This is a genomic window from Methylobacterium sp. D54C, assembly GCF_053345595.1.
The window spans coordinates 31,917-50,564 of the sequence record NZ_JBKFAK010000030.1; the positions used below are offsets into that span (position 1 = coordinate 31,917).

General features: G+C 66.5%; 16 protein-coding genes and 2 pseudogenes. 6 read left to right on the forward strand and 12 right to left on the reverse strand.

Annotated elements, in window-relative coordinates; genetic code table 11:
- Positions 1-16: 16 nt before the first annotated feature.
- Genes ACLBYB_RS29330 through ACLBYB_RS29345 form a run of 4 tightly spaced genes read right to left on the reverse strand, consistent with a single transcriptional unit; the run spans position 17 to position 3,834 of the window.
- Positions 17-916, reverse strand: coding sequence for an ABC transporter permease (locus ACLBYB_RS29330; protein ID WP_447700894.1), 900 nt, complete (start codon positions 914-916; stop codon positions 17-19).
- Positions 913-1,956, reverse strand: coding sequence for an ABC transporter substrate-binding protein (locus ACLBYB_RS29335; protein ID WP_447700895.1), 1,044 nt, complete (start codon positions 1,954-1,956; stop codon positions 913-915). The genes ACLBYB_RS29330 and ACLBYB_RS29335 overlap by 4 nt, the downstream gene beginning before the upstream one ends.
- Positions 1,957-1,993: 37 nt before the next feature.
- Positions 1,994-3,088 carry an ABC transporter ATP-binding protein gene (locus tag ACLBYB_RS29340; protein ID WP_447700896.1) on the reverse strand — a complete coding sequence of 365 codons (1,095 nt, stop codon included), beginning with the start codon at positions 3,086-3,088 and terminating at the stop codon, positions 1,994-1,996.
- Positions 3,085-3,834, reverse strand: a complete 750-nt coding sequence (locus tag ACLBYB_RS29345; protein WP_447700897.1) for a maleate cis-trans isomerase family protein — start codon at positions 3,832-3,834, stop codon at positions 3,085-3,087. The genes ACLBYB_RS29340 and ACLBYB_RS29345 overlap by 4 nt, the downstream gene beginning before the upstream one ends.
- 176 nt (positions 3,835-4,010) lie before the next feature.
- On the opposite strand from ACLBYB_RS29345, the gene ACLBYB_RS29350 reads away from it, so the two are divergent.
- Positions 4,011-4,739 (forward strand): GntR family transcriptional regulator, encoded by a 729-nt coding sequence (locus tag ACLBYB_RS29350; RefSeq protein ID WP_447700898.1) that lies wholly within the window; start codon positions 4,011-4,013, stop codon positions 4,737-4,739.
- Positions 4,740-4,853: 114 nt separating this feature from the next.
- Here ACLBYB_RS29350 and ACLBYB_RS29355 read toward each other — a convergent pair whose 3' ends face one another.
- Positions 4,854-5,102: a PilZ domain-containing protein gene (locus tag ACLBYB_RS29355; RefSeq protein WP_447683400.1), complete on the reverse strand. Its 249-nt coding sequence runs from the start codon at positions 5,100-5,102 to the stop codon at positions 4,854-4,856.
- A gap of 205 nt (positions 5,103-5,307) precedes the next feature.
- Entirely contained in the window at positions 5,308-6,840 is a 1,533-nt protein-coding gene (locus ACLBYB_RS29360; protein ID WP_447700899.1) for a diguanylate cyclase, read from the reverse strand.
- Positions 6,841-7,664: 824 nt separating this feature from the next.
- Here ACLBYB_RS29360 and ACLBYB_RS29365 point away from each other — a divergent pair.
- The gene (locus ACLBYB_RS29365) at positions 7,665-7,892 is read left to right on the forward strand and encodes a hypothetical protein (RefSeq protein ID WP_042675635.1); all 228 of its coding nucleotides are present in this window, start codon (positions 7,665-7,667) and stop codon (positions 7,890-7,892) included.
- A 20-nt stretch (positions 7,893-7,912) separates the two neighbouring features.
- On the opposite strand, the gene ACLBYB_RS29370 is transcribed toward ACLBYB_RS29365, so the two are convergent.
- Positions 7,913-8,188, reverse strand: coding sequence for a hypothetical protein (locus ACLBYB_RS29370; RefSeq protein ID WP_447700900.1), 276 nt, complete (start codon positions 8,186-8,188; stop codon positions 7,913-7,915).
- 206 nt (positions 8,189-8,394) lie between these two features.
- Between ACLBYB_RS29370 and ACLBYB_RS29375 the strand changes: the two genes are divergently transcribed.
- Positions 8,395-8,685, forward strand: coding sequence for a hypothetical protein (locus tag ACLBYB_RS29375; protein WP_447700901.1), 291 nt, complete (start codon positions 8,395-8,397; stop codon positions 8,683-8,685).
- Between the two features lie 516 nt (positions 8,686-9,201).
- Here ACLBYB_RS29375 and ACLBYB_RS29380 read toward each other — a convergent pair.
- Together ACLBYB_RS29380 and ACLBYB_RS29385 are read right to left on the reverse strand one after the other, a co-directional pair.
- Positions 9,202-10,439 (reverse strand): annotated as a pseudogene (locus ACLBYB_RS29380) (IS3 family transposase).
- A 59-nt stretch (positions 10,440-10,498) separates the two neighbouring features.
- Positions 10,499-11,734 (reverse strand): type II toxin-antitoxin system HipA family toxin, encoded by a 1,236-nt coding sequence (locus ACLBYB_RS29385; RefSeq protein ID WP_447700902.1) that lies wholly within the window; start codon positions 11,732-11,734, stop codon positions 10,499-10,501.
- Positions 11,735-12,424: 690 nt separating this feature from the next.
- Between ACLBYB_RS29385 and ACLBYB_RS29390 the strand changes: the two genes are divergently transcribed.
- Entirely contained in the window at positions 12,425-13,315 is an 891-nt protein-coding gene (locus ACLBYB_RS29390) for a hypothetical protein (RefSeq protein ID WP_042675632.1), read from the forward strand.
- Positions 13,316-13,422: 107 nt separating this feature from the next.
- On the opposite strand, the gene ACLBYB_RS29395 is transcribed toward ACLBYB_RS29390, so the two are convergent.
- Positions 13,423-13,815, reverse strand: a complete 393-nt coding sequence (locus ACLBYB_RS29395) for a hypothetical protein (RefSeq protein ID WP_447700903.1) — start codon at positions 13,813-13,815, stop codon at positions 13,423-13,425.
- Between the two features lie 68 nt (positions 13,816-13,883).
- Between ACLBYB_RS29395 and ACLBYB_RS29400 the strand changes: the two genes are divergently transcribed.
- Both ACLBYB_RS29400 and ACLBYB_RS29405 read left to right on the forward strand, forming a co-directional pair.
- Complete coding sequence (locus ACLBYB_RS29400; RefSeq protein ID WP_447700904.1) at positions 13,884-15,608, forward strand: AAA family ATPase; 1,725 nt, start codon at positions 13,884-13,886, stop codon at positions 15,606-15,608.
- Between the two features lie 117 nt (positions 15,609-15,725).
- Positions 15,726-16,256: pseudogene (locus ACLBYB_RS29405) on the forward strand (IS5 family transposase); the annotation flags it as partial.
- Between the two features lie 159 nt (positions 16,257-16,415).
- On the opposite strand, the gene ACLBYB_RS29410 reads toward ACLBYB_RS29405, so the two are convergent.
- Positions 16,416-17,258, reverse strand: a complete 843-nt coding sequence (locus ACLBYB_RS29410; RefSeq protein ID WP_447700905.1) for a glycosyltransferase family 2 protein — start codon at positions 17,256-17,258, stop codon at positions 16,416-16,418.
- Positions 17,259-17,285: 27 nt separating this feature from the next.
- On the reverse strand, positions 17,286-18,089 hold the full coding sequence (locus ACLBYB_RS29415; protein WP_447700906.1) for a class I SAM-dependent methyltransferase: 804 nt from the start codon (positions 18,087-18,089) through the stop codon (positions 17,286-17,288).
- Positions 18,090-18,648 lie beyond the last annotated feature (559 nt).

Sequence of the window (18,648 nt, forward strand, 5' to 3'; positions counted from 1 at the left end):
GTGACTCCCGGTGGCTTCAGGCGCGCGCGCGGCCGCCCGACAGGCGGCCCGCGAGGTTGAGGAGCGTGACGCAGGCGAGCACCGCCACGAGGAAGACGATCGCGATCGCCGCCGCGAACGGCCAGTTGTTGAGCGCGGAGGCCTGCTGGTACAGGTACATGGGCATGAACAGCATCTGCCCGCCGCCGATCAGCGACTGGGTGATGAAGGCGGTGATCGCCGCCGCGAAGGTCAGCAGGCAGCCCGCCACGATGCCGGGCAGGCAGAGCGGCAGCGTCACCCGGAGGAAGGTGCGCCACGCCCCCGCCCCGAGCGCCGCCGAGGCGTCGGCGAGGTTCGGGTCGATCCGCGACAGGGCGGTGACCAGCGGCAGGACCATCAGCGGCAGTTGCACCTGCGCCAGCGCCAGGACGAGGCCGCCCTCGGTGTAGAGCAGCTTCAGGGGCGCGTCGGTGAGGCCGAGGCCGAGGAGCGCGGCGTTGACGATGCCCTGGCGCCCCAGGATCACGATCCACGCGAAGGTCCGGACCACCACGCTCGTGAGCAGCGGCAGCAGCACGATCAGGGTCAGCAGGCCGCGCATCCGGCCGGGCGCCCAGGTCAGGAGCAGCGCCAGCGGCAGGCCGAGCAGGAGGGTCAGCGCCGTGACCTCGACGCCGAGCCACAGGGTCGCGCCGAGCACCCGCAGGGAGAACGGGTCGAGCAGGAACCGGGCGTACTGGTCGAGGCCGAACCGGGTCATGGCCGGATCGGCGTAGAAGCTCACGAACAGCAGCAGCGCCAGCGGCGCCAGGAAGAAGACGAGGAAGAACGCCCCGAGCGGCAGCGCGAGGCGAATGTCGTAGGCCGCCGTCCAGGCGCGGCCCGGGCGGAGGGGCGCCGCGACCGGGCCCGCCGTGGCCGGCCCGGTGCTCACACCCGGATCTCGCGGTTGAAGCGCTCGATCCAGGCCGGCCGGCCGCGGTTGATCGCGGCCCAGTCCTGGAACACGGACTTGCGCTTCAGCTCGTCCGCGTCCTTCGCCAAGACCTTCGCGACCTCGCCCTCGATGGCGACCTTCCGGTTGGTCGGCACGATCAGGTAGGGGCTCTGCATCAGCTTGGCCTGCACCTCCGGCGACAGGGCGGCCTCGATCAGCTTGAAGGCCAGCTCCTTCGACGGCGTGTTCTTGACGATGTGGATCGTCGTCTTGAAGGCGATGATGCCTTCCTTCGGTGCCGCGAACTCCACCGGCACGCCCCGGGCCTTCAGGATCTGGATCGCGTTGAAATTGCCCGGCCCGATGTCTACCTGCTCCTGCTGGTAGAGGGCCGCCAGGGCGCCCGGGTTGGCGGCGACGGCGGCGAGGTTCGGCTTGAGCGCCTCCAGCGCCTTGAAGCCCGGCTCGACGTCGGTCTCCGAACCGCCGTGCATCCGGGCGATCTCCACGAGGAAGCCGGTGCCCAGCGTCGAGTTGAGGTTGGTGATGCCGACCCGGCCCTTCAATTCGGGCTTCCACAGGTCCGCCCAGGAGGTCGGCGGGGTCTTCACCTTCTCGGGATTGTAGGTCAGGCCGACGATCTGGAAGAACGGCGCCGGGCCCATCGGCTCCTGCGCGTCCGCGATCAGGTCGCCGTAATGGGCGGACTGGGCCACCGGGTAGGGCTCGACGAGGTCCTGGGTGATGGCCGTGAGGGCCGGCCCCGGATCGTGCAGCATCACGTCGATCGGCGGGTTGGCGCGGGCCGCCTGGACCTTGGCGATCTGGTCGACCGAGAGCATCGGATCGAGGATCACGTCGCCGCCCGAGCTCTTGCGGAAGGCCGGCACCAGCACGGCCCGGTGCGCCTCCTCCCAGCTGCCCGTGAAGGTCGCGAAGACGAGCTTGCGCGCCTGGGCGTGGGACAGGCCCGGGAAGGCCTGCGCGGCGCCGAGAGTCAGGGCGCCGGCGAGGAGGCTGCGGCGGTGCAGGGGCATGGTCGGTTCTCCTGGCTCGGTGTCGGGCGGCTCGGCCTCAGTGTCGGGGATCGGGAAAGACGCCGACCCGCTCGGGTGCTGTCGGGCGCAGGCGCACGCGGGTGCCGGGGGGCCGGGGCCGGGCGCCTGCCGCGCGCGGCTCGGCGGTCTTCAGGCGGGCGCCGCCGTCGAGCCGGATCTCGTGGACCAGGGTGGCGCCCAGCGGCAGGCCGACCTCCACCGCGCCGTCGAGGCCGTCCGCGGCCCCTGCCCCCGCTCCCTCCTCCGCGAAGGCGACGTGCTCGGGCCGAAGGCAGGCGGCGACCCGGGTCCCGTCCGGCAGCGCCGTGGCGGCGGGGAGCAGGCCGCCCGCCTCCAGGGCCACCACGCGGGCGCCGCCCGGCTCCGTCGCGAGCCGCCCGTGCAGGACGTTGGCCGTGCCCACGAAGGTGTTGACGAACAGCGTCTCGGGGCGGTCGTAGACGTCGGTCGGGGGGGCGAACTGCTCCAGGCGCCCGGCATTGAGCACGGCGACCCGGTCGGCCATCGACAGGGCCTCCTCCTGGTCGTGCGTGACGATTAGCGTGGTGGTGCCGGCGCTGCGCTGGATGCGCTTGATCTCGATCTGCATGTCGAGGCGCAGGTTCTTGTCGAGGGCCGCGAAGGGCTCGTCGAGGAGCAGGATCGAGGGGCGCACGGCCAGCGCCCGGGCCAGCGCCACCCGCTGCTGCTGGCCGCCCGACATCTCCCGCGGGAAGCGCCCGGCGAGGTGCTCCAGGCGCACCAGCGCCAGCATCTCGGCGACCCGCGCCCTCTGCTCGGCCCGCCCGACACCCCGGGCCGCGAGGCCGTAGGCGACGTTGTCGGCGACGCTCATGTGCGGGAACAGGGCGTAGTTCTGGAACACGATGCCGACGGTGCGCCGGTTCGGCGGCAGGTGGTCGACGGCCTGACCGCCGATGATGACGCGCCCCTCCGTGGGCTTCAGGAAGCCCGCCACCGCGCGCAGCAGGGTGGTCTTGCCGCAGCCCGAGGGCCCGAGCAGCGCGATGAGCTCCCCGCCCCGGATGTCGAGGGTCACGGTGTCGACGGCGAGCGTCGACCCGTAGCGCTGGGTGATCCCGTCGAGGATCAGGGTGGTCCCGGCGCTCACGGGCGGCCCGCCCCGCCCGCCGCGAAGGCGCGGCCGTGCGCGGCGAGATGCGCCGTCGGGCAGCCCGCCAGCTCCAGGCCCTTCCACAGGGTGACGGCCACGGAATCGACCACCGGCACGCCGAGTTCCGCCTCCAGGGCCGGGGCGAGCGCGGCGCCCGCGAGGTTCGTGCACACGATCGCCACCGCGTCGACGCCCTCGGCCGCCACCGTCCGGACCATGCCGGCGACGGCCTCCGGGCCGGTCTCGGCGAAGGCGAAGTTCTCCGACAGGCCGAGGTGGCGCTCGGCGGCGCAGTCGAAGCCGGCCGCGCCCCAGTTTTCCTGGATCCGGCGCTGCACGTCGCCGGTATAGGGCGTGACGAGGCCGATCCGCCGGAAATCCCGGGCGCGGAACAGGTCGCGGAAGGCGAGCGCGGCGGTGGAGGCCGGGCACCCGGTCCGGTCGGTGATCGCGGCGCTCAGGCGCTCGTCCGCGTCGAAGCCGAGCCACGCGCCGGAGGTCCCGTTCCACAGGATCGCGGCGACGCGGGCATCGGCGAGCAGTTCGGCCGCCGCCAGGATCGGCTCGGGGTCGAACTGGTCCAGGGCCGCCGCCGACAGGCCGATCTCCGTCACGCGGAAGCGGGCGAAGTGGGCGCTCACGCCCGCGAGGCCGGCCAGCAGATGCGCCGTGGCCGGCTCGAGGACGCTGTTCGACGAGGGCGTCAGCATGCCCAGACGCGTCGTGCCGTTCGCTCGTTCCATGGAATCCATCCCCGATACGTGAAGCATCCGACAGGCCTGGGCAGGCGACAAGGCATTTTCTGCATGCTGCATGCAATTTGCGCAAATGCATGATATGGCAGCGCAAGCGGCCGAAAAATAGGTCATCGATCGGGCGGCCGGACGCGCTAGGCTGGCGCGGGAGAACGGGAGGATCGATGGACGTCGTCGCACGCCGCCGGGGCCGGCCCCGCAAGGCGCCGGTCGTCCCGGCCGCGCAGGTGCCGCGGACCGGGCTGCACGAGCAGGCGGCGGGCCGGCTCAGGGACATGATCGTGCGCGGCGTGCTGCCGGCCGGCGCGTCCCTCGTGGAGACGGACCTCTCTGTGGCCCTCGGGGTCAGCCGGACACCGTTGCGGGAAGCGCTCAAGCTCCTGGCCGCGGAGGGGCTGGTCGAGCTGCACCAGAACCGCAGCGCCCGCGTCCCGGACTGGACGCCGGAGGAGATCCTCGAACTGTTCGAGGCGCTCGCCGGGATCGAGCGGCTGACCGCGGAACTCGCGGCGCCGCGGATCTCCGAAGCCCTGATGGACGCGCTGCGCGGCAAGCAGGCGCAGCTCGACCGGATGCACCGGGACCAAGTGCTCGACGCCTATTTCGCCCTGAACCAGGAGATCCACCGGACGATCGTCGAGGCCGCCCGGAACCGTCCGCTGGCGGAGGCCCACGCGGCGCTCCAGGCCCGAGCCCAATGGGCGCGCCTGCGCGCGCTCTCCAGCGGCAGCCGCTGGGAGGAATCGGCCCGCGAGCACCGGGACCTGTTCGCGGCCCTCGCCGCGCGGGACGCCGCCGCGGCCGGGGCCGTCGCCCACCGCCACGTGCTGCGGACCGGCGTGGTGATCGCCGAGACGCTCCAGGCCCGGCGCGCGGACCCCGCGGCGCGGTAACGAAGCGTTAACCCTGTCGTCGCATCGGTGGGTCACCAGCCGGACGCTGGCCTTCCACGCTCATCCGATCCGCCCCTCAACACGGGTGGGCGTGGAAGCCTCGGCCGCCGCCCGTCAGGCGTCGCCGAACGCGACCCCGAGCTCGGTCTCCTGGCGCCACGTGACGCGGGCGGGCCGGCGCCGGCCGCTGCCGCCGTAGGCGAGCACGAAGGCGTCCGGCACGCCGATCACGCTGACGACCTTCAGGCGGGCGCCCCCGTCCGACATGTTGCGGATCGTGCAGTCGATCACGCCGCCGCCGGCGAGTTCGATATGGCCCTCGAGCAGGGTCCGTCTGCGGGGCGCGGCGCGTCTGTCGTCCATCCTCGTTACCCTATGGTTGCGGGCCGGATCCCTCCGGATCCGCGCGCGCTCCGCCGGCCCGGGGCACGGATGATCGATCCCGCCCGTCCCGTCCCGGCGCGACGCCGTCGGGCCCGATCCGGGCCGTCCGCCATCCTGCCCAGCAGACCACGGCGTTCGTGTCGATTCCGTCAAAGCGCTCTGCGAAGCCGCGGCGGCGCGCCGGTCAGGACGTCCGCACGAGCTGCAGGGCGCCCCGCGGGGACGGCGGCGCGACGCTGCGGGTCTGGTTGCGCCCGCCGTTCTTGGCCTCGTACAGGGCGCCGTCCGCCAGGCGGTAGGGATCCGACAGCGGCGTGCTCCGGTCGGCGCCCGGCCGGACGGCCGCGAGCCCGATGCTCACCGTCACGGCACCGGCCCCGATCCCGGCCGACGTGACAGTCAGCTTGGCCACCTCGGCGTGGACCGTGTCGGCGACGCGCAGGGCGCCGGCCTCGTCCGTCTCGGGCAGGAGCAGCGTGAACTCCTCGCCGCCGATGCGGCTGACGAGATCCTGGGGGCGGTGCACGCTCGCCGCGAGGCAGCGGGCCAAGCCCCGCAGGATCTGGTCGCCCACCGGGTGCCCGTAGCGGTCGTTGAAGCGCTTGAAATGGTCCGCGTCGACGATGAGCAGCGACAGGGGCTGACCGTCGCGCCGGGCCGCGTCCAGATTCCGCCGGAGGGCGTCCTCGAAGCAGCGGCGGTTCGGCAGGCCGGTCAGGGCGTCGGTGCGCGACAGCGCCGCCATCTCGGCCCGCAGCGCCTCGCGGCGACGCAGCTCCCGCCCGAACAGGAGCGACAGCGCGATCGTGAGGCCGCACAGCGCCAGCACGATGCCGCCGATGATCGTCGCCTTCGCGGCCCACTCCGCCTCCACGTCCTTGGTGGACAGGGCGACGTTCAGGATCAGCGGCAGATTTCCGATCCGCGTGAACGTGTAGTTCCGCTCGACGCCGTCGCGCACAGAGGTGCTGACGAAGTTGCCGCGGCCCTCGCGCAGGAACCGTTTGAAGATCGCGGTCTGCCCGATATTCGCCCCGAGATCCGCCTCCACGTAGGGGTAGCGCATCAGGCGGGTACCGTCGGTCAGGTACAGGTTGATGGCCCCGCCCGGTCCGAGATCGATCTCGCTGAACAGGTGCGTGAAGTAGGACAGCTTCACGGTGCCCAGGACTACGCCGCCGAAGCTGCCGTCGGGCCGGTCGATGCGGCGGCTGAACGGGAGCATCCGCTCCCCGTTGAGCCGCGACACGATCGGGCGCCCGACATGGAGGCCGAGCCCGGTGCTTGCCCGGTGGACCTGGAAGTACTCGCGGTCCGCGTAGTTGCCCGGGCGCGGCGGCACGGCTGCGATGTCGCCGACGGCGTCGCCCCGCTCGTCCAGGATCAGCATCACGCCCATGTCGCGGGCGGTCGCGGCGCGGTCGAACAGGATGAGCTGGCGCAGGTGCGGGTCGGCCTCGGCCAAGCCCGGCACCTTCAGGTTGTCGACCGCCGCGTGGATCGAGAGATCGTACATCTCGATGTTGCGCGCGATGTCGCGCTCGAGGACCTGCAGGAGGTTCCAGGAGGTCTGCTCCGCGCTTGTCCAGGCGTCGCGGCGCAGGTCGGCCAGCATGAGACCGGACATCACGACCATGCCCAGCGGGGCCAGGATCCCGAGGACGATCCAGGTGCGGGCCGAGCCGAGCCACGGGGCGACGCGTCGCCAGACGTTCATCGGCCCCCCGCGGACGGCGCTTCGTTGCCACGCTCTGGCACGCCGAGCCTTAACCGCCGCTTTCGCGGCGGTCGGGCCGGTCTTACATCCCGGCGTCTCTGTCCACGATCCGAGACACCTCGTTGATCGCGCCGCGCGGCCTTCCGGGTCCGCGCCGGTCGGCGGGAAATGCCGCGTCACGGGCGCGCCGGGGATGTCGGCGACTGCCGCTATGAGACTCAAGCCATGGCCGGCGGTCCGGCGCGCGGTCGACGCGGCGGAAGACCTCGCTGCACTTCCCCGGCCTCAACCCAGCCCTGGCTCTGCGCGGCGAGCCGTTGTCGGTTCCGACGGCGACCGGCTTCATACGCCCTTCGGCATCGCGATCCTGAACGGCGTCGTGCTCGCGAGCGACCTCCGCGATCTGGAGGCGTCCAACTCCGGCGTCCGGGAGGCCGCCACCCACGCCGCCGCGAAGCCGCTGCGGCCTGTGATTATGGCGGCTCACCTTACGGCACTGGACTTCCGGCTGTGGCGTTCTCGACCAGCGCCCGCGCGGAGGTGCGGCGGCCGCTCGCCACCGCGGTGATCGGGGGCCTGATCGCCGCGACCCCGCTCACCCTGGTGCTGCTGCCGGCGGTCGATACCACCGTCGCTGACCTTCACCGCCCTTCGAGTGGTCCCGGCCCCCTCCCGGCTACGGTTCCAAAGCGCGGCGGCGCGCGGCGACTGACCCGTGAACGCGACAAAGTATCCGCAATCGGTATGTGGATACGCAATTCTGTGCTGATGCCGGGACGATGCTCAGGCGACTATGCTGAGCTGACACGGAGCGGGAGTCCGGCATGTTGGACGGCGACGCCTTTGCCCACGAGATCGCGGCGCTCCTGATCGCCGACATCAAGACCTCCGGCGCGCGCACGCGCGGCGAGATCGAGGAGGCCTGCCGGATCTCCCTCGAGAGCCTGCTCGGCGGCACCGCGGTGCCGCCGCAGATCGCCGTGCTGATGCCGATCGGCCTGGAGCGGTGGCCGCGGGTGGTCGTGAAGGGACGGCCCCTGCCCGACGTGTAGGCCGGCGCCGCTCGCCCCCCTCAGCGGCCGATGACGCCGGTGCCCCCGGTCGGGCCGATGGCGTTCGGCCCGGTATTCGGAGCGGGCGTCGCGGCTTGGTTCCTCTGGATGTCCATCCGGAGCGTATTGCTCTGGGTCGTCTGCTCCTGTCGCAGAGCGCGGACCTGACCGCTGGTCTCCATGGATTGGTTGGCAGCGTTCGGATTGTTCTGCTGCACCTGGGCCAGGGCGGGTGTCACGGGGGCCGCGGCCAGACCGAGGCTCGCGGCGGTGAGCGTGGCGATGAGGGGGCGCATTGAAAAGCTCTCGCGCTGAGGGATCCTGCGGAGTTGACACGCCGACCGCCCGCCAAGTTCCATTCCGGTCGCGTCAGGTTGCCGTCCTCGCCGTTTGGCGGGGTGGTTAGCCAATTCCTGCCGACCGACGGCGTTCTTCACGCCTTGTTAACGCATCGGGGCAAGGCTGTCGGTGGCGTAGGGTGCGGGACGTTGAGAGGGGCGTGATGCGGGCCTTGTCGGCGGAGGATGAACAGGCTGTCGATCGGCTCACGCTGCAGCTTCTTCACGACGCCTATTGCGACCTCGCGGCGGTCCTGCGCGGCGCCCAGCCCCAGGCGGCCGCGGCGATTCTCGGGGTCATGGAGCAGCGCGTGACCGAAGTCCTGACCCGGATCTGCCGGCAGGGTTCGGAAGGGGCGGCCTCGGTGGAGATAGCCGTCGCCGTCGGCGAGCGGATCGGCGAGATCATGGATCAGGCCCACGGACGGGACGTCGCCGGCACGCGAGCCGCTTGATTTGGAGTGATCACGAACGTCGGCGCAACCAGCGTGTTCTACGCCCTGCGCATACTCTACCATTCAAGGCTCAGCTGAACTTACGGGCCGCGCAAACTAATTTTTGACTTAAATGATGTGATGTTTTAGTTTTCGAATATAAGCATCCTGGATCGCAATCGTCAATTTTTGTATTGCTCAGCTCGCATGCAATGCCTCGCCGCTGCAAAAATATCTTCATAATTATATTGCCTCGGGTCGAAAAGCCAGCTTATGGCTTTGTGGAGCCATTGCGGCGTGTTCGAAGTCCTTGTGTTGTTTGGCGGCATAAGTTTTGATGGGAGTTTTAGGGGAGTCCAGATCCTTCATGCCGTATCCAATTTGCATTTCGAGTATATCTCTCGAAGTATGCAAATTTTTGCTTCGTTGTTCCATCTTGTCACGGGCGTGGCGCCATTTGATGGCGCGGACTTTCATTGTGACGCGGCGGTCCTGGTGGAGTGCACCCTGTTTGACCGGACAGGCAGCGGGGCGGGTTTAGGCAGTCCGGCTGAGGTACTCTCGGGGCGAGAGCATGCGCAGGCCGGAGTGCGGGTGGATGGTGTTGTAGTCCTCGAACCAAGCCGGCAGAAGCCGCATCACGGTCTCGGCGTCGACCAAGATGGCAAGGCGGGCATAGTCGCGCTTGAGCGTCTTCACGAACGCCTCCGCGATGCCGTTGCTCTGCGGCGAACGCACCGGGGTGAACAGCAGCCGCAGGCCGAGCGCGGCGGCCGTCTGCGCTGTCTCCTTGGCGATGTAGGCGGAGCCGTTGTCGGACAGCCACTCGACCGGGTGCGGGGTCTTCGTCGCGCCGAACCGGCGCTCGCAGCAGGCGATCATCAGGTTGCAGACCATCTCGGCCGAGACGCCCGTCGTGGTCGCCGACCACGCGATGATCTCACGGTCGCACGCGTCGATGGCAAACAGCACGCGGACGACCGCACCGTCCCGGCAGCGCAGTTCGAGGTGATCCGAGCACCAGCGCACGTTCGAACGCAACGCCACCACGGTGCCGTCGTGGGTGCGGCCGGGCCGCCGGGCGGTGTGCGGCGCGAGGGTGAGCCCGTTCGCCCGCAGGATGCGCAGCACCCGCTTGGCATTGACGCTCGTCTCGCCGCGCGAGTGCAGTGCCCGGTTCACCAGTGCGGTGACGCGGCGATAGCCGTAGCTCGGGCGGGCATCGACGATCGCGCGGATCGTCGGCAGCAGCTGCGCATCCTCGGGCTTGCGGTAGGGACCGCGCGGCTGGGCGGGGCGGCTCAGGCGCTCGGCCAAGTGGGAGCGGGCCACGCCGAGCGTGTCGGCAACCGCCTTCACCGCGAACCGCCCATCGAACCGCCCCAGGAGCTGAGCGGCGAGGTCGGTTTTTTTGTGCGGGCGAGGTCGAGCGCCTCCTTCAGGATCTCGACCTCCATGGTCTTGCGCCCGAGCAGACGTTCGAGGTCGCGCACGCGCCGCTCCAGCTCACGAACCCGGCTGGTGCCGACGACCTCCTCGTCGGCGTGCACGGCCTGATGGCCGCCCTCCAGCATGCGCCGCTTCCACGAGAACAGCAGGCTGGGCGAGAGGCCGTAGCGGCGGGCGACGAACGACACGGACGAGCCGGGCTGCTGGCTCTCCTCGACGAGGCGGATCTTCTCGGTGGTAGACTAGCGCCGTCGACGCTGAACGCCGGACAGGATCTCGCCGTGCACCGGTGGGGCGGTCGGATCGGATGACATGGCCTTACCCATAGGCCAACGCCTATGCCTTCGTGAGCTATGCCGCCTGTCCGGTCAAAACGGGGTGCGGTTCACCTGGGTAGCGAGCCGAAGCATGCCAAGAGTATTTCTCGATCCCGTCGCGACACGCCTCGGGCGTCGAAAAAAGCTGGGATGCGCGAGGTGGCTTCATGAACCTCATCGAGAATGGAACTGGCTTCGGCAGCGGAGAGGCCAAATTTTGTGTAGGCCGCGAATGCGGTGCACGGGTTGCATTCCCGGCTGATACCGGGAGCCGGGGCGCAGACATGCTTGGTGCCCGACGGATGCGGGACAACATCAAACACCGGTGAAAGATTCCAGCCGGTCCCATCGTTGATGAAAGCGTGGTTGCGCAAATGATCGTCTGTGTTGCGGAGATAGGTATTGACCAGGAGCCTACGAAAAATCTCGCGTTCCGGCGCGTGCACACCGATACGGCGCGCGGCTGCCGCGATGTCCAAATAGGTCTTGCTTGTCGCATAACCATAAGCGGGCTCGCCCAGCAAAGTGCCGGCGCTGAGGTAAGACAAACACGCTCCAGCCGAGGATCGGTCAAAACGTGATACCAAGAGAACCGGCCTGTCGTTTACGACACGAATCTCCCGCTCCGGGACTCGCAGGCCTGCTGCCTCGGCGAAATCGAGGCAAACCGCTTCAGCCCTGGGATTGTCGAACCTGTCGTCCCACGCGGAAAATTTGGCTATCCATTCTTTTTCTGAAATCCTCACACGCGTCTTCGGTCGAGCTCCCCCAACATCCGAGCTGTGGATGAGTAGCTGCGCGAGTTGGCGCGCCGACGCTTCGCCATCCTCGTACTTCTCTGCTGCGATGAGCGCACCTTCAAGATCATCCTCGCTTTGAGCGTGCTCAAGCGCTGCTTCCATCCTGGGCGTCCACCTCTCGGGAGCCTCTGGCGTTGAGCCGAAGGCCAGATCGCCAGTGCGCGACAGGCCACCCAGAGCCAGAAACTCCGGCATGCCGAGTTCCAGTTCTGGGAATACCTGTGTCAGGATTCCTTTGCCCCAGCCGTCGGGGCCTGCATCGTGAAAGGCCAGATGGACCTCTCCCACAGTCACAGGCCGCCACTTGTTTGCGAGCGGCAGGCCGATGGGGTCAATCGGCCTGCGTCCTTCCGAAGCTAGATAGTCGGAGCTATAGGCAAAACGACCGAGCCGCCGTGAGGAGCTACCTTCGAAGACCAAGAGGCCGATGGGCACATAGCCGCTCGGCCTTGACCGGAACACGTACATTTCCTCGATGCGGTTGTACTTAGAGGTTCGCCACATACCCGCTCACGATGATCCCGCGGCGATCCAGCATGGCATCCGCTGTGTCTCTGATGTGATCACACAGGCAAATGTCGCCACGTTGATCTGTGCGGATCGGTGAGATCAGCGCACTGAGCAAGAATCTGCTGGCGACAACCGGCCACCCGGCCATCAGGCGATCATGGGATGTGATGCGCTCACCCGCAACAACAAAAAGGGCGCCAGGCTTCCGTTAACGATCGCGACAGGAAGGACTTCCTCAAGCTCATATTGCCGCATCTGCGGCCTTCTCAAAGGTGCCGATCCACGCCAAGTTCGTACCTGGCAGACCACACGCACACGCCGCGCCGCTCTTTAGCAGAGAGCGGCCGGCACCGGTGTTAGCAGCACCGAGTGCCGGCCTGACCACGATCCGTATCGTCAAAGGATACCGACCATGGCTGAGACCTTCCCTACCGGCGTTATCACGCCGACGAAACTGTCCCGATGCATGAAATCCGGGCAGTCCCACTCCCCGTCCCGGGAACCCGCCTGATCGCCTGAAGGTGCGCTGGCACGCGATACGCCGTGCCTCAGCGTCCCCTCGCTATCCCGCAATCCTGACGCCCTCGTTACCGCAGGCCTAAGGCTGCGAAAAACGAGCCCGTTCGCCGCCCCGCCATTCGGTGAAGGGCGCGCGGGTTGGCGTCGCCTGGACGGAAACCATCCATGACCATCGTCGTCCCCCACCCCGCCGCCCAGCGCGGCGGCCGACAGCGGCTATCTGCACGTGGGCAGCCTGGATCCGCGCCGACCAGCCGAATCACCGTCCCGCTCGGGAGCGCCGCGGCCCTCGGCTGCGGCCACGTCCAGCCCGCGATCCCGCAGATCTGCGCACCCGAACTGATGGCCGCGGCCCAGGCCGCGCTCGACGGCGCGTTCCGGGCGACCTTCGTGCCCGATCCCCTGCTCGGACCAGGCTTGTCGCAGCTCGGATCCGTGCTGGCCTCCATGGTCAAGAGGCACGGGTCCCTCATCGAGGCGACGATTACGGACGTCCTGGAGCGAAGCGGGCGCTACCTCGTGCTGCGCAACGTCGCGATGCCGATCACCGTTCCGACCCAGGAACTCGTCCGCGCCAGCAGCGTCGCCCAGCTCAATCAGACCTCGATCGAACTCGCGGGCGCCGTCGCGCAGTCGGTATTCCTCGACCTAATCGTGGTCGACCGGAAAGAGAGTCGAGCCATCATCGCCGAGGTCAAGAGAGGCTCCGGAAAAAATGAGGCTAGGAAAATACACCAAGTCGAATGGGTGCTGCGGTGCGCGCAGGTCCAGGGCCGCTCGTTTCTAGCTTCACTCGGCTATGAGGTCGCGCAAATCCGCGCGGTGCTGATCGACGTCTATGGACGGGCCGGGTACGGCGATGACCTTACGGTGAGCGGACCGGCCATAGATCAGCTGTTCGCGACCCCGGTCTTGGCCGCGCTCGAGACTGTCACGGCGGCGCTTCAAGCCCGATTGCGCGCGGCTGTGCCGGACCTTCTGACGATGGCGTTGGCGAGCCTCGCCGGTCCTGAGAACGTCAAACACCTGCACCCGCCCGGGCCGCTCGCACCCTGACCGCACCACGCTGGCATCAGGTCGCGGCCGCGACCTGATGCGTCCATCTCGCTCTCCATCAATCCCGCACCGTGCGCCTGCGCGCCGTCGCGCTCTCCAGGTCTGTCTCAATGACACTCGCTCGTGACCCCGATGCCCATCTCTCCGGCACAACTGACGCGGCCAAACTCTCGCTGCCGCTTTCCTGGTGGCGCGTCCTCGCCCCTGAGGCGCTCGATATGGCGGCGCAGTGCCGCCTGTCCGCTGCCCTGAATGCCACGCAGCCCCTGCCGTCCCCCGACTGGTCCGCTGCTTGCCGGGGCGATCCGGCGGCTGCGATCCATATCGCCCTCAACGTCCTCGCCGAGGCCATCGCCTTTCCTGGGCGCCTCGATCCGGCGATGTCGGCGATCTGCCTCTGCGCCGTACGAGGTGACGCCTCCTGCATCGATCTGCTCGTGCACGTACTCGGGCGGCGCGCTCGACGCCGGGCTGATCTCGAGGTGCTCTGCCTCGCCCATGCTTGGTGCTCCGTTCCGCGCCGCGGTTCCGACCGCGCCGGCGTCGCCCACTGAAGGGGAGGAAGCCGATGGCATTCTCTTCGACCCCGCCTGCCCTGCAGATCGACTCCGAGGCGGCACGTCGCCTGCTCGAACCGATGCTTCCGCGCCGCCTGCGCGCCTGCCTCACTCAAGATCTGCGTGTGGCTTCTGCTTGCTCCGAGCTCGCCCTCGAGATCACCACCCTCGCCCCCGATGCCGAGGCGCTGGTCTCCGCCTGGATCGGGGCGGCCACTTCGGAAGGCGGCTTGTGGCGTGACCGTCGATGGATAGCCCGACGATCCGCTCTGATCCGGTTCCTCGACGTGTGGGCCGTGGAGCACGATCAGCCGGTGGCGCGGGCGTTGGCCGATGTCGCGACGCTGTTGTCCTGCGCCGGCGATGATCGCAGAGCTGCAGCGCGCTTGGCCCAGCCCCTGTGGCTGGAACGCGAAGCGGTTCTCGACCTCCGCAAAGGGTTTGCAGCGCTGGCCGAGGCGCAGACGCGCCTCACTATCGGACGCGTCGCCGAACAGGGTGCCGATTCGGACATCATCGGGGCGACCGATCTCGCTGTCGCGCTGCAGGCAGCTTGGCACGACGCGCTCACGGACGCGCTTCTGACGTTCTCCGAGAAGACGAGCAGCGCCATCGCCGCTGCTGCCACCTTGGCCTGTGGCGCCGATGATGCCTTCGCCAGCGACGTGGCACTCGTCCACGCGCTTGTGCCCGTTGGGGAGGTCTTGACACGACCCGTCGCAGACGGCGCGGCGACGCGGGAGCGGCGCAGATGGAAGAAGATCGAGGCTCAGCTCGTCAAGAAGAGCGAGGCGCGCCGGCGGGAGAAGGTGGCAATCGTCGACACCACGCCACAGCTGCCGGATGCCGATGCCCCACCCGCGGAAGTGCCCAAAGGCCACGTCCTCGTCGTTCCGGCGATCCAAGAGACCGGGAGTGATCGCGGCAAATCCATCGCCCGCGGCTATGAGCACATCATCGGCAAGCCGCTCCCGCTGGTCGCCGTGCCGGATCTCGCGGATGTGCGCGCTCGGTTGGTATTCGAGTTTCCTTACGCGCAGACCATGATCGACCGACTTCTGGCCGATCTGATCGGACATGAGCACGCCACGCTCCGGCCGACTCTGCTGATCGGCCCGCCGGGAGCCGGCAAGAGTCGCATCGTCGCGAGGATCGCCCATCATCTCGGATTGGGGCTGTGGCGGGTCGATGCTACGCGGGACGCGGGCGCATCGCTCGGTGGCCTTGATCGCCGCTGGGCAACGTCGGAGCCAGCGCATCCGATCATGGCGGTGGCTCGATCTGGCACCGCCAATCCGCTGATGCTGATCGACGAGTTGGAGAAGGCCGCAACGCGCGCAGATCACGGTAGGCTCTGGGATGCCTTGCTTCCGATGCTCGAACCGGAGACCGCCCGGGCCTACCAAGATCCTTGTTTTCAGACCGAGGTTGATATCAGCCGAGTGTCCTGGTTGGCCACGGCCAACGGGGTGGGCAACATTCCTGGTCCGTTGCTCGACCGCTTGCGTGTCTTGGAGATGGCGGCGCCAAGCCAAGCAGATCTTGAGGCGCTGCTCGGACCGGTCCTGGAGGGTATCGCTGCCAATCGCGGGCTCGATCCTGCCTTTGAAGCGCCTCTGGATGGGGAAGCGGTCGCGCTGCTTCGTCGATCCTGGCGCGGGGGATCGGTGAGGCGGTTGACCCGATTGGTCGAGGCATTCGTAACGGCGCGCGAAACTCTTGCGGTTCGGCATTAGGGAGTGAACCGAGCCAGGGTATTGTAGGGTTTGGCAGTTTGTGATTCCAGGCGGCCGTTTGCAGCCTGGAGGTGGCGATGGCGAACCTGTTCTGACTCTCGGACGAGCAGTAAGGCGATGACCGAGCCGTTCATGCCCAGGGGCCAGCCCGGCCGCGGGCGGAAGGACGACCGGCAGATCATCTCGGGCATCCTGCACGTCCCGACGTCGGGCGCCGCTGGTGCGACTGCCCGGCCGCGTATGACCCGCGCACCACGGTCTACAACCGCTTCAATGGCTGGTCGCGGCGCGGCTTATGGAAGGCAATGCTCTCCGCGCTGGCCGAGGCCGGGTGGGCCGGCAACGCAGGCACTCTCGACAGCTGTTTCGCCCGGGCTCACCGGTCTGTCCATGGAGGGAAAGGGGGCGAGGGCGCAGGTCATCGGCTCGTCGCGCGGCGGCCAGACGACCGAGATCCACGCTCTCAGCGATGTCCTCGGCCGGCCCAACGTCCTCCCGCTGACGCCGGGCAACGCCAGCGACATCACAACCGCCCCAGTATTGCTGGTCGAGGCGCCGGGCCGGATCCGCCGCCCGAGCGCCGACAAGGGCTACGACGTCGATTGGCTGGCCACCGATCTGCGCAGGAACGGCATCATGCCCGTCCTTCGCCACCTTGAAGAAGAGCGATGAGCCGGCGCGCCGATCTCCGAAAAACAGAGATGCGCGACGCCGAGACTATACGGTAGGCAACAGGGGGCACAACGAGAATCAAGTCGGCCATTGAGCACTTCTGTGAGGCGTGCGTTGTGTCTGGCCTTAGCGAACCTAGAAGGTGCCAGAGAAACGGCTCGGTATACGCCAGATGTCTGGCGCAGCGATCCAATCCTTCTTTTCGATTTGATCTGCAAAGACACGTTTCGTATCTTCGAAATGTTTCTCTCCCCGTCGCATCTCTAGGACGCGGCGAGGCAGACTCGCAACCTCGTTTTGAATGTGATTTATGAACTTGTCCGGTGGTATTGAATGATGTGATGCTTCAATGCTAGTTGGTGTAGCAGCGTTTCGCTTTTTCTGTCGTTCGTACAAAATCCCATTGTCGCAATGGGCGATATGGAATAAGAAAAGGTCGGCGAAATTTGGTCGATGATTGCCGACGATGCAATGAAATCCGTGCATCCAATCAGTTCGTCCAGCGATCAGCGTGGGCTTGCACAATGCAGAAAGAGGCCGAGCAAAGCAACGCTGATGAGAAATTGGCGCCTTGAAATCAATGGCACTCTCTTCAGCGACATGGAGCACATCGACACCAAACATGGTCACGACGTGGGGCAGATTATGATCCGCAGCGTATGAGCCCAAATTCGACGATATGGCTGGATCTGGGACAACGAGCTCGTCGGCATCTGTAAAGAGAACGCGCTTATAGCCGATGAATAAGGAGGCGCAGAAGTCGCATACCGTTTGCGCCCGCGCACTCTCATCCATCGGAGTGCGTGGGAGCCTTATTAGACTCGCGTCTATGTTTTCAGTTGAGCCATCGTCGGAACCGTGATCAATGACATAGCAGTGCTCAAGCCCAATCTGCCGTTTGTAGTGCTCTAGCCAGACCGGAAGCAGCGCTTTTTCATTGTACGTCATCGTGACGACAGCGAGTGGCTGTTTCTCCACAGAGATCTCCCGATGCGTGCAGTTTGCTTAAGCATTGCGTCTGCGGGTTGCTATGATAGACGGGCGTTTTGCCAGCGTGGATCCTGCTATGTCGTCATTATGAATCGCGTATGCTTCAGCGAATGAAACATCGAATCCAAGATTGTCGAAAATTTTGATATAGAGGCCGCGCGATAAGTGCCACCAAACATAAAATACATTTGGGTCGTCCAAGTTCGTGATTGGATGGATGACGAGTTCATCAAGCGGTAGCACGTCCGTGAAGGGAATCAGTACGGCTTCCTTGGCAAGCCGGGCCCAGGCTCCAATTGAATAAACCGGATCCGAGAGATGTTCGACTATTGCACCCGCCATCACCACGTCGAATGTCTGTTCCGGCCATTCGTAGAGTTCTGCGATTGGTGCATATACGCACTTAGCCTTGCTATTGAACTTGTGCCAAGCATACCACCAGGAATTTTTGATCGGTATAAGGTTTTCTCTTTCCCATATGGCTCGTGATTGTTTTATGTCGCGGTAAGAGAGGGTGCTGGCGAACGGCATGTGCCGGAATTCAACGGTCGAGGCAGCATCCAAGCCGGTGACTTGAGCGCCGTGTTTCTCTGCATTGAAAGCCAAAAAACCAGACGCTGTGCCGACATCCAGCACGGTCTTGCCTTGTAAATTATAGCTGCCAATGTATTGAAGGAAGTCATCGATCTGCCAACTGCCTTGAACGGCTTCGCCATCCGGAAATTGCATCGAGTGGTACCAATAGCATCGGCTATTTAATGCGTCGTGCCATGGCGCTTCGAAGCGCGGTTCAATTATTACACTGACCTCTGCACTCATCCGCTTCCTGCCTATCTTAGGTTGAACGGGGCGTCGGTCATACACCGCCACCAGCGGAATGTCTCCCTATTTTTCGAGCTGGCGCAACGTTGGTCTAAGCATACCTCTATCGTGGCGAGAGATTTTTGTGAGAAGTACTCCCACATGATGCCGTCCGCCTATCAGAAATCCCATTGGAATCGCCTGCTGGCCCGCGCTATTTGAATTAAATATTTTATACAGTTGCTCAGTGATTGGATAGATCCGCTAGCGTTCACCGATTGAACCTTGCTCAAAAGATTGATTTGCGCCGAACGCATTTTCTTCGAGCATCCTGAGCCTTGAGGCAGGTGGCCGCCATGCTTCGCAAACGCCTCATGAACGATCAGATTGCCTGTGCCCTTCGGCAGGCGGAGGCGTGAGCGGCTGTAGAGCAGGTTCGCCGGAATCTCAGCTAGGGCCTGTCGTCGCCTGAACCATCTGGCGCAGCACGCGTTTTGTGTCTCCGCTCTGAGGAGGGACGATGCTGAGCGACGCGCAATGGGCTGTTCTGGAGCCACTGGTCGAGGCTTGTCGGCCG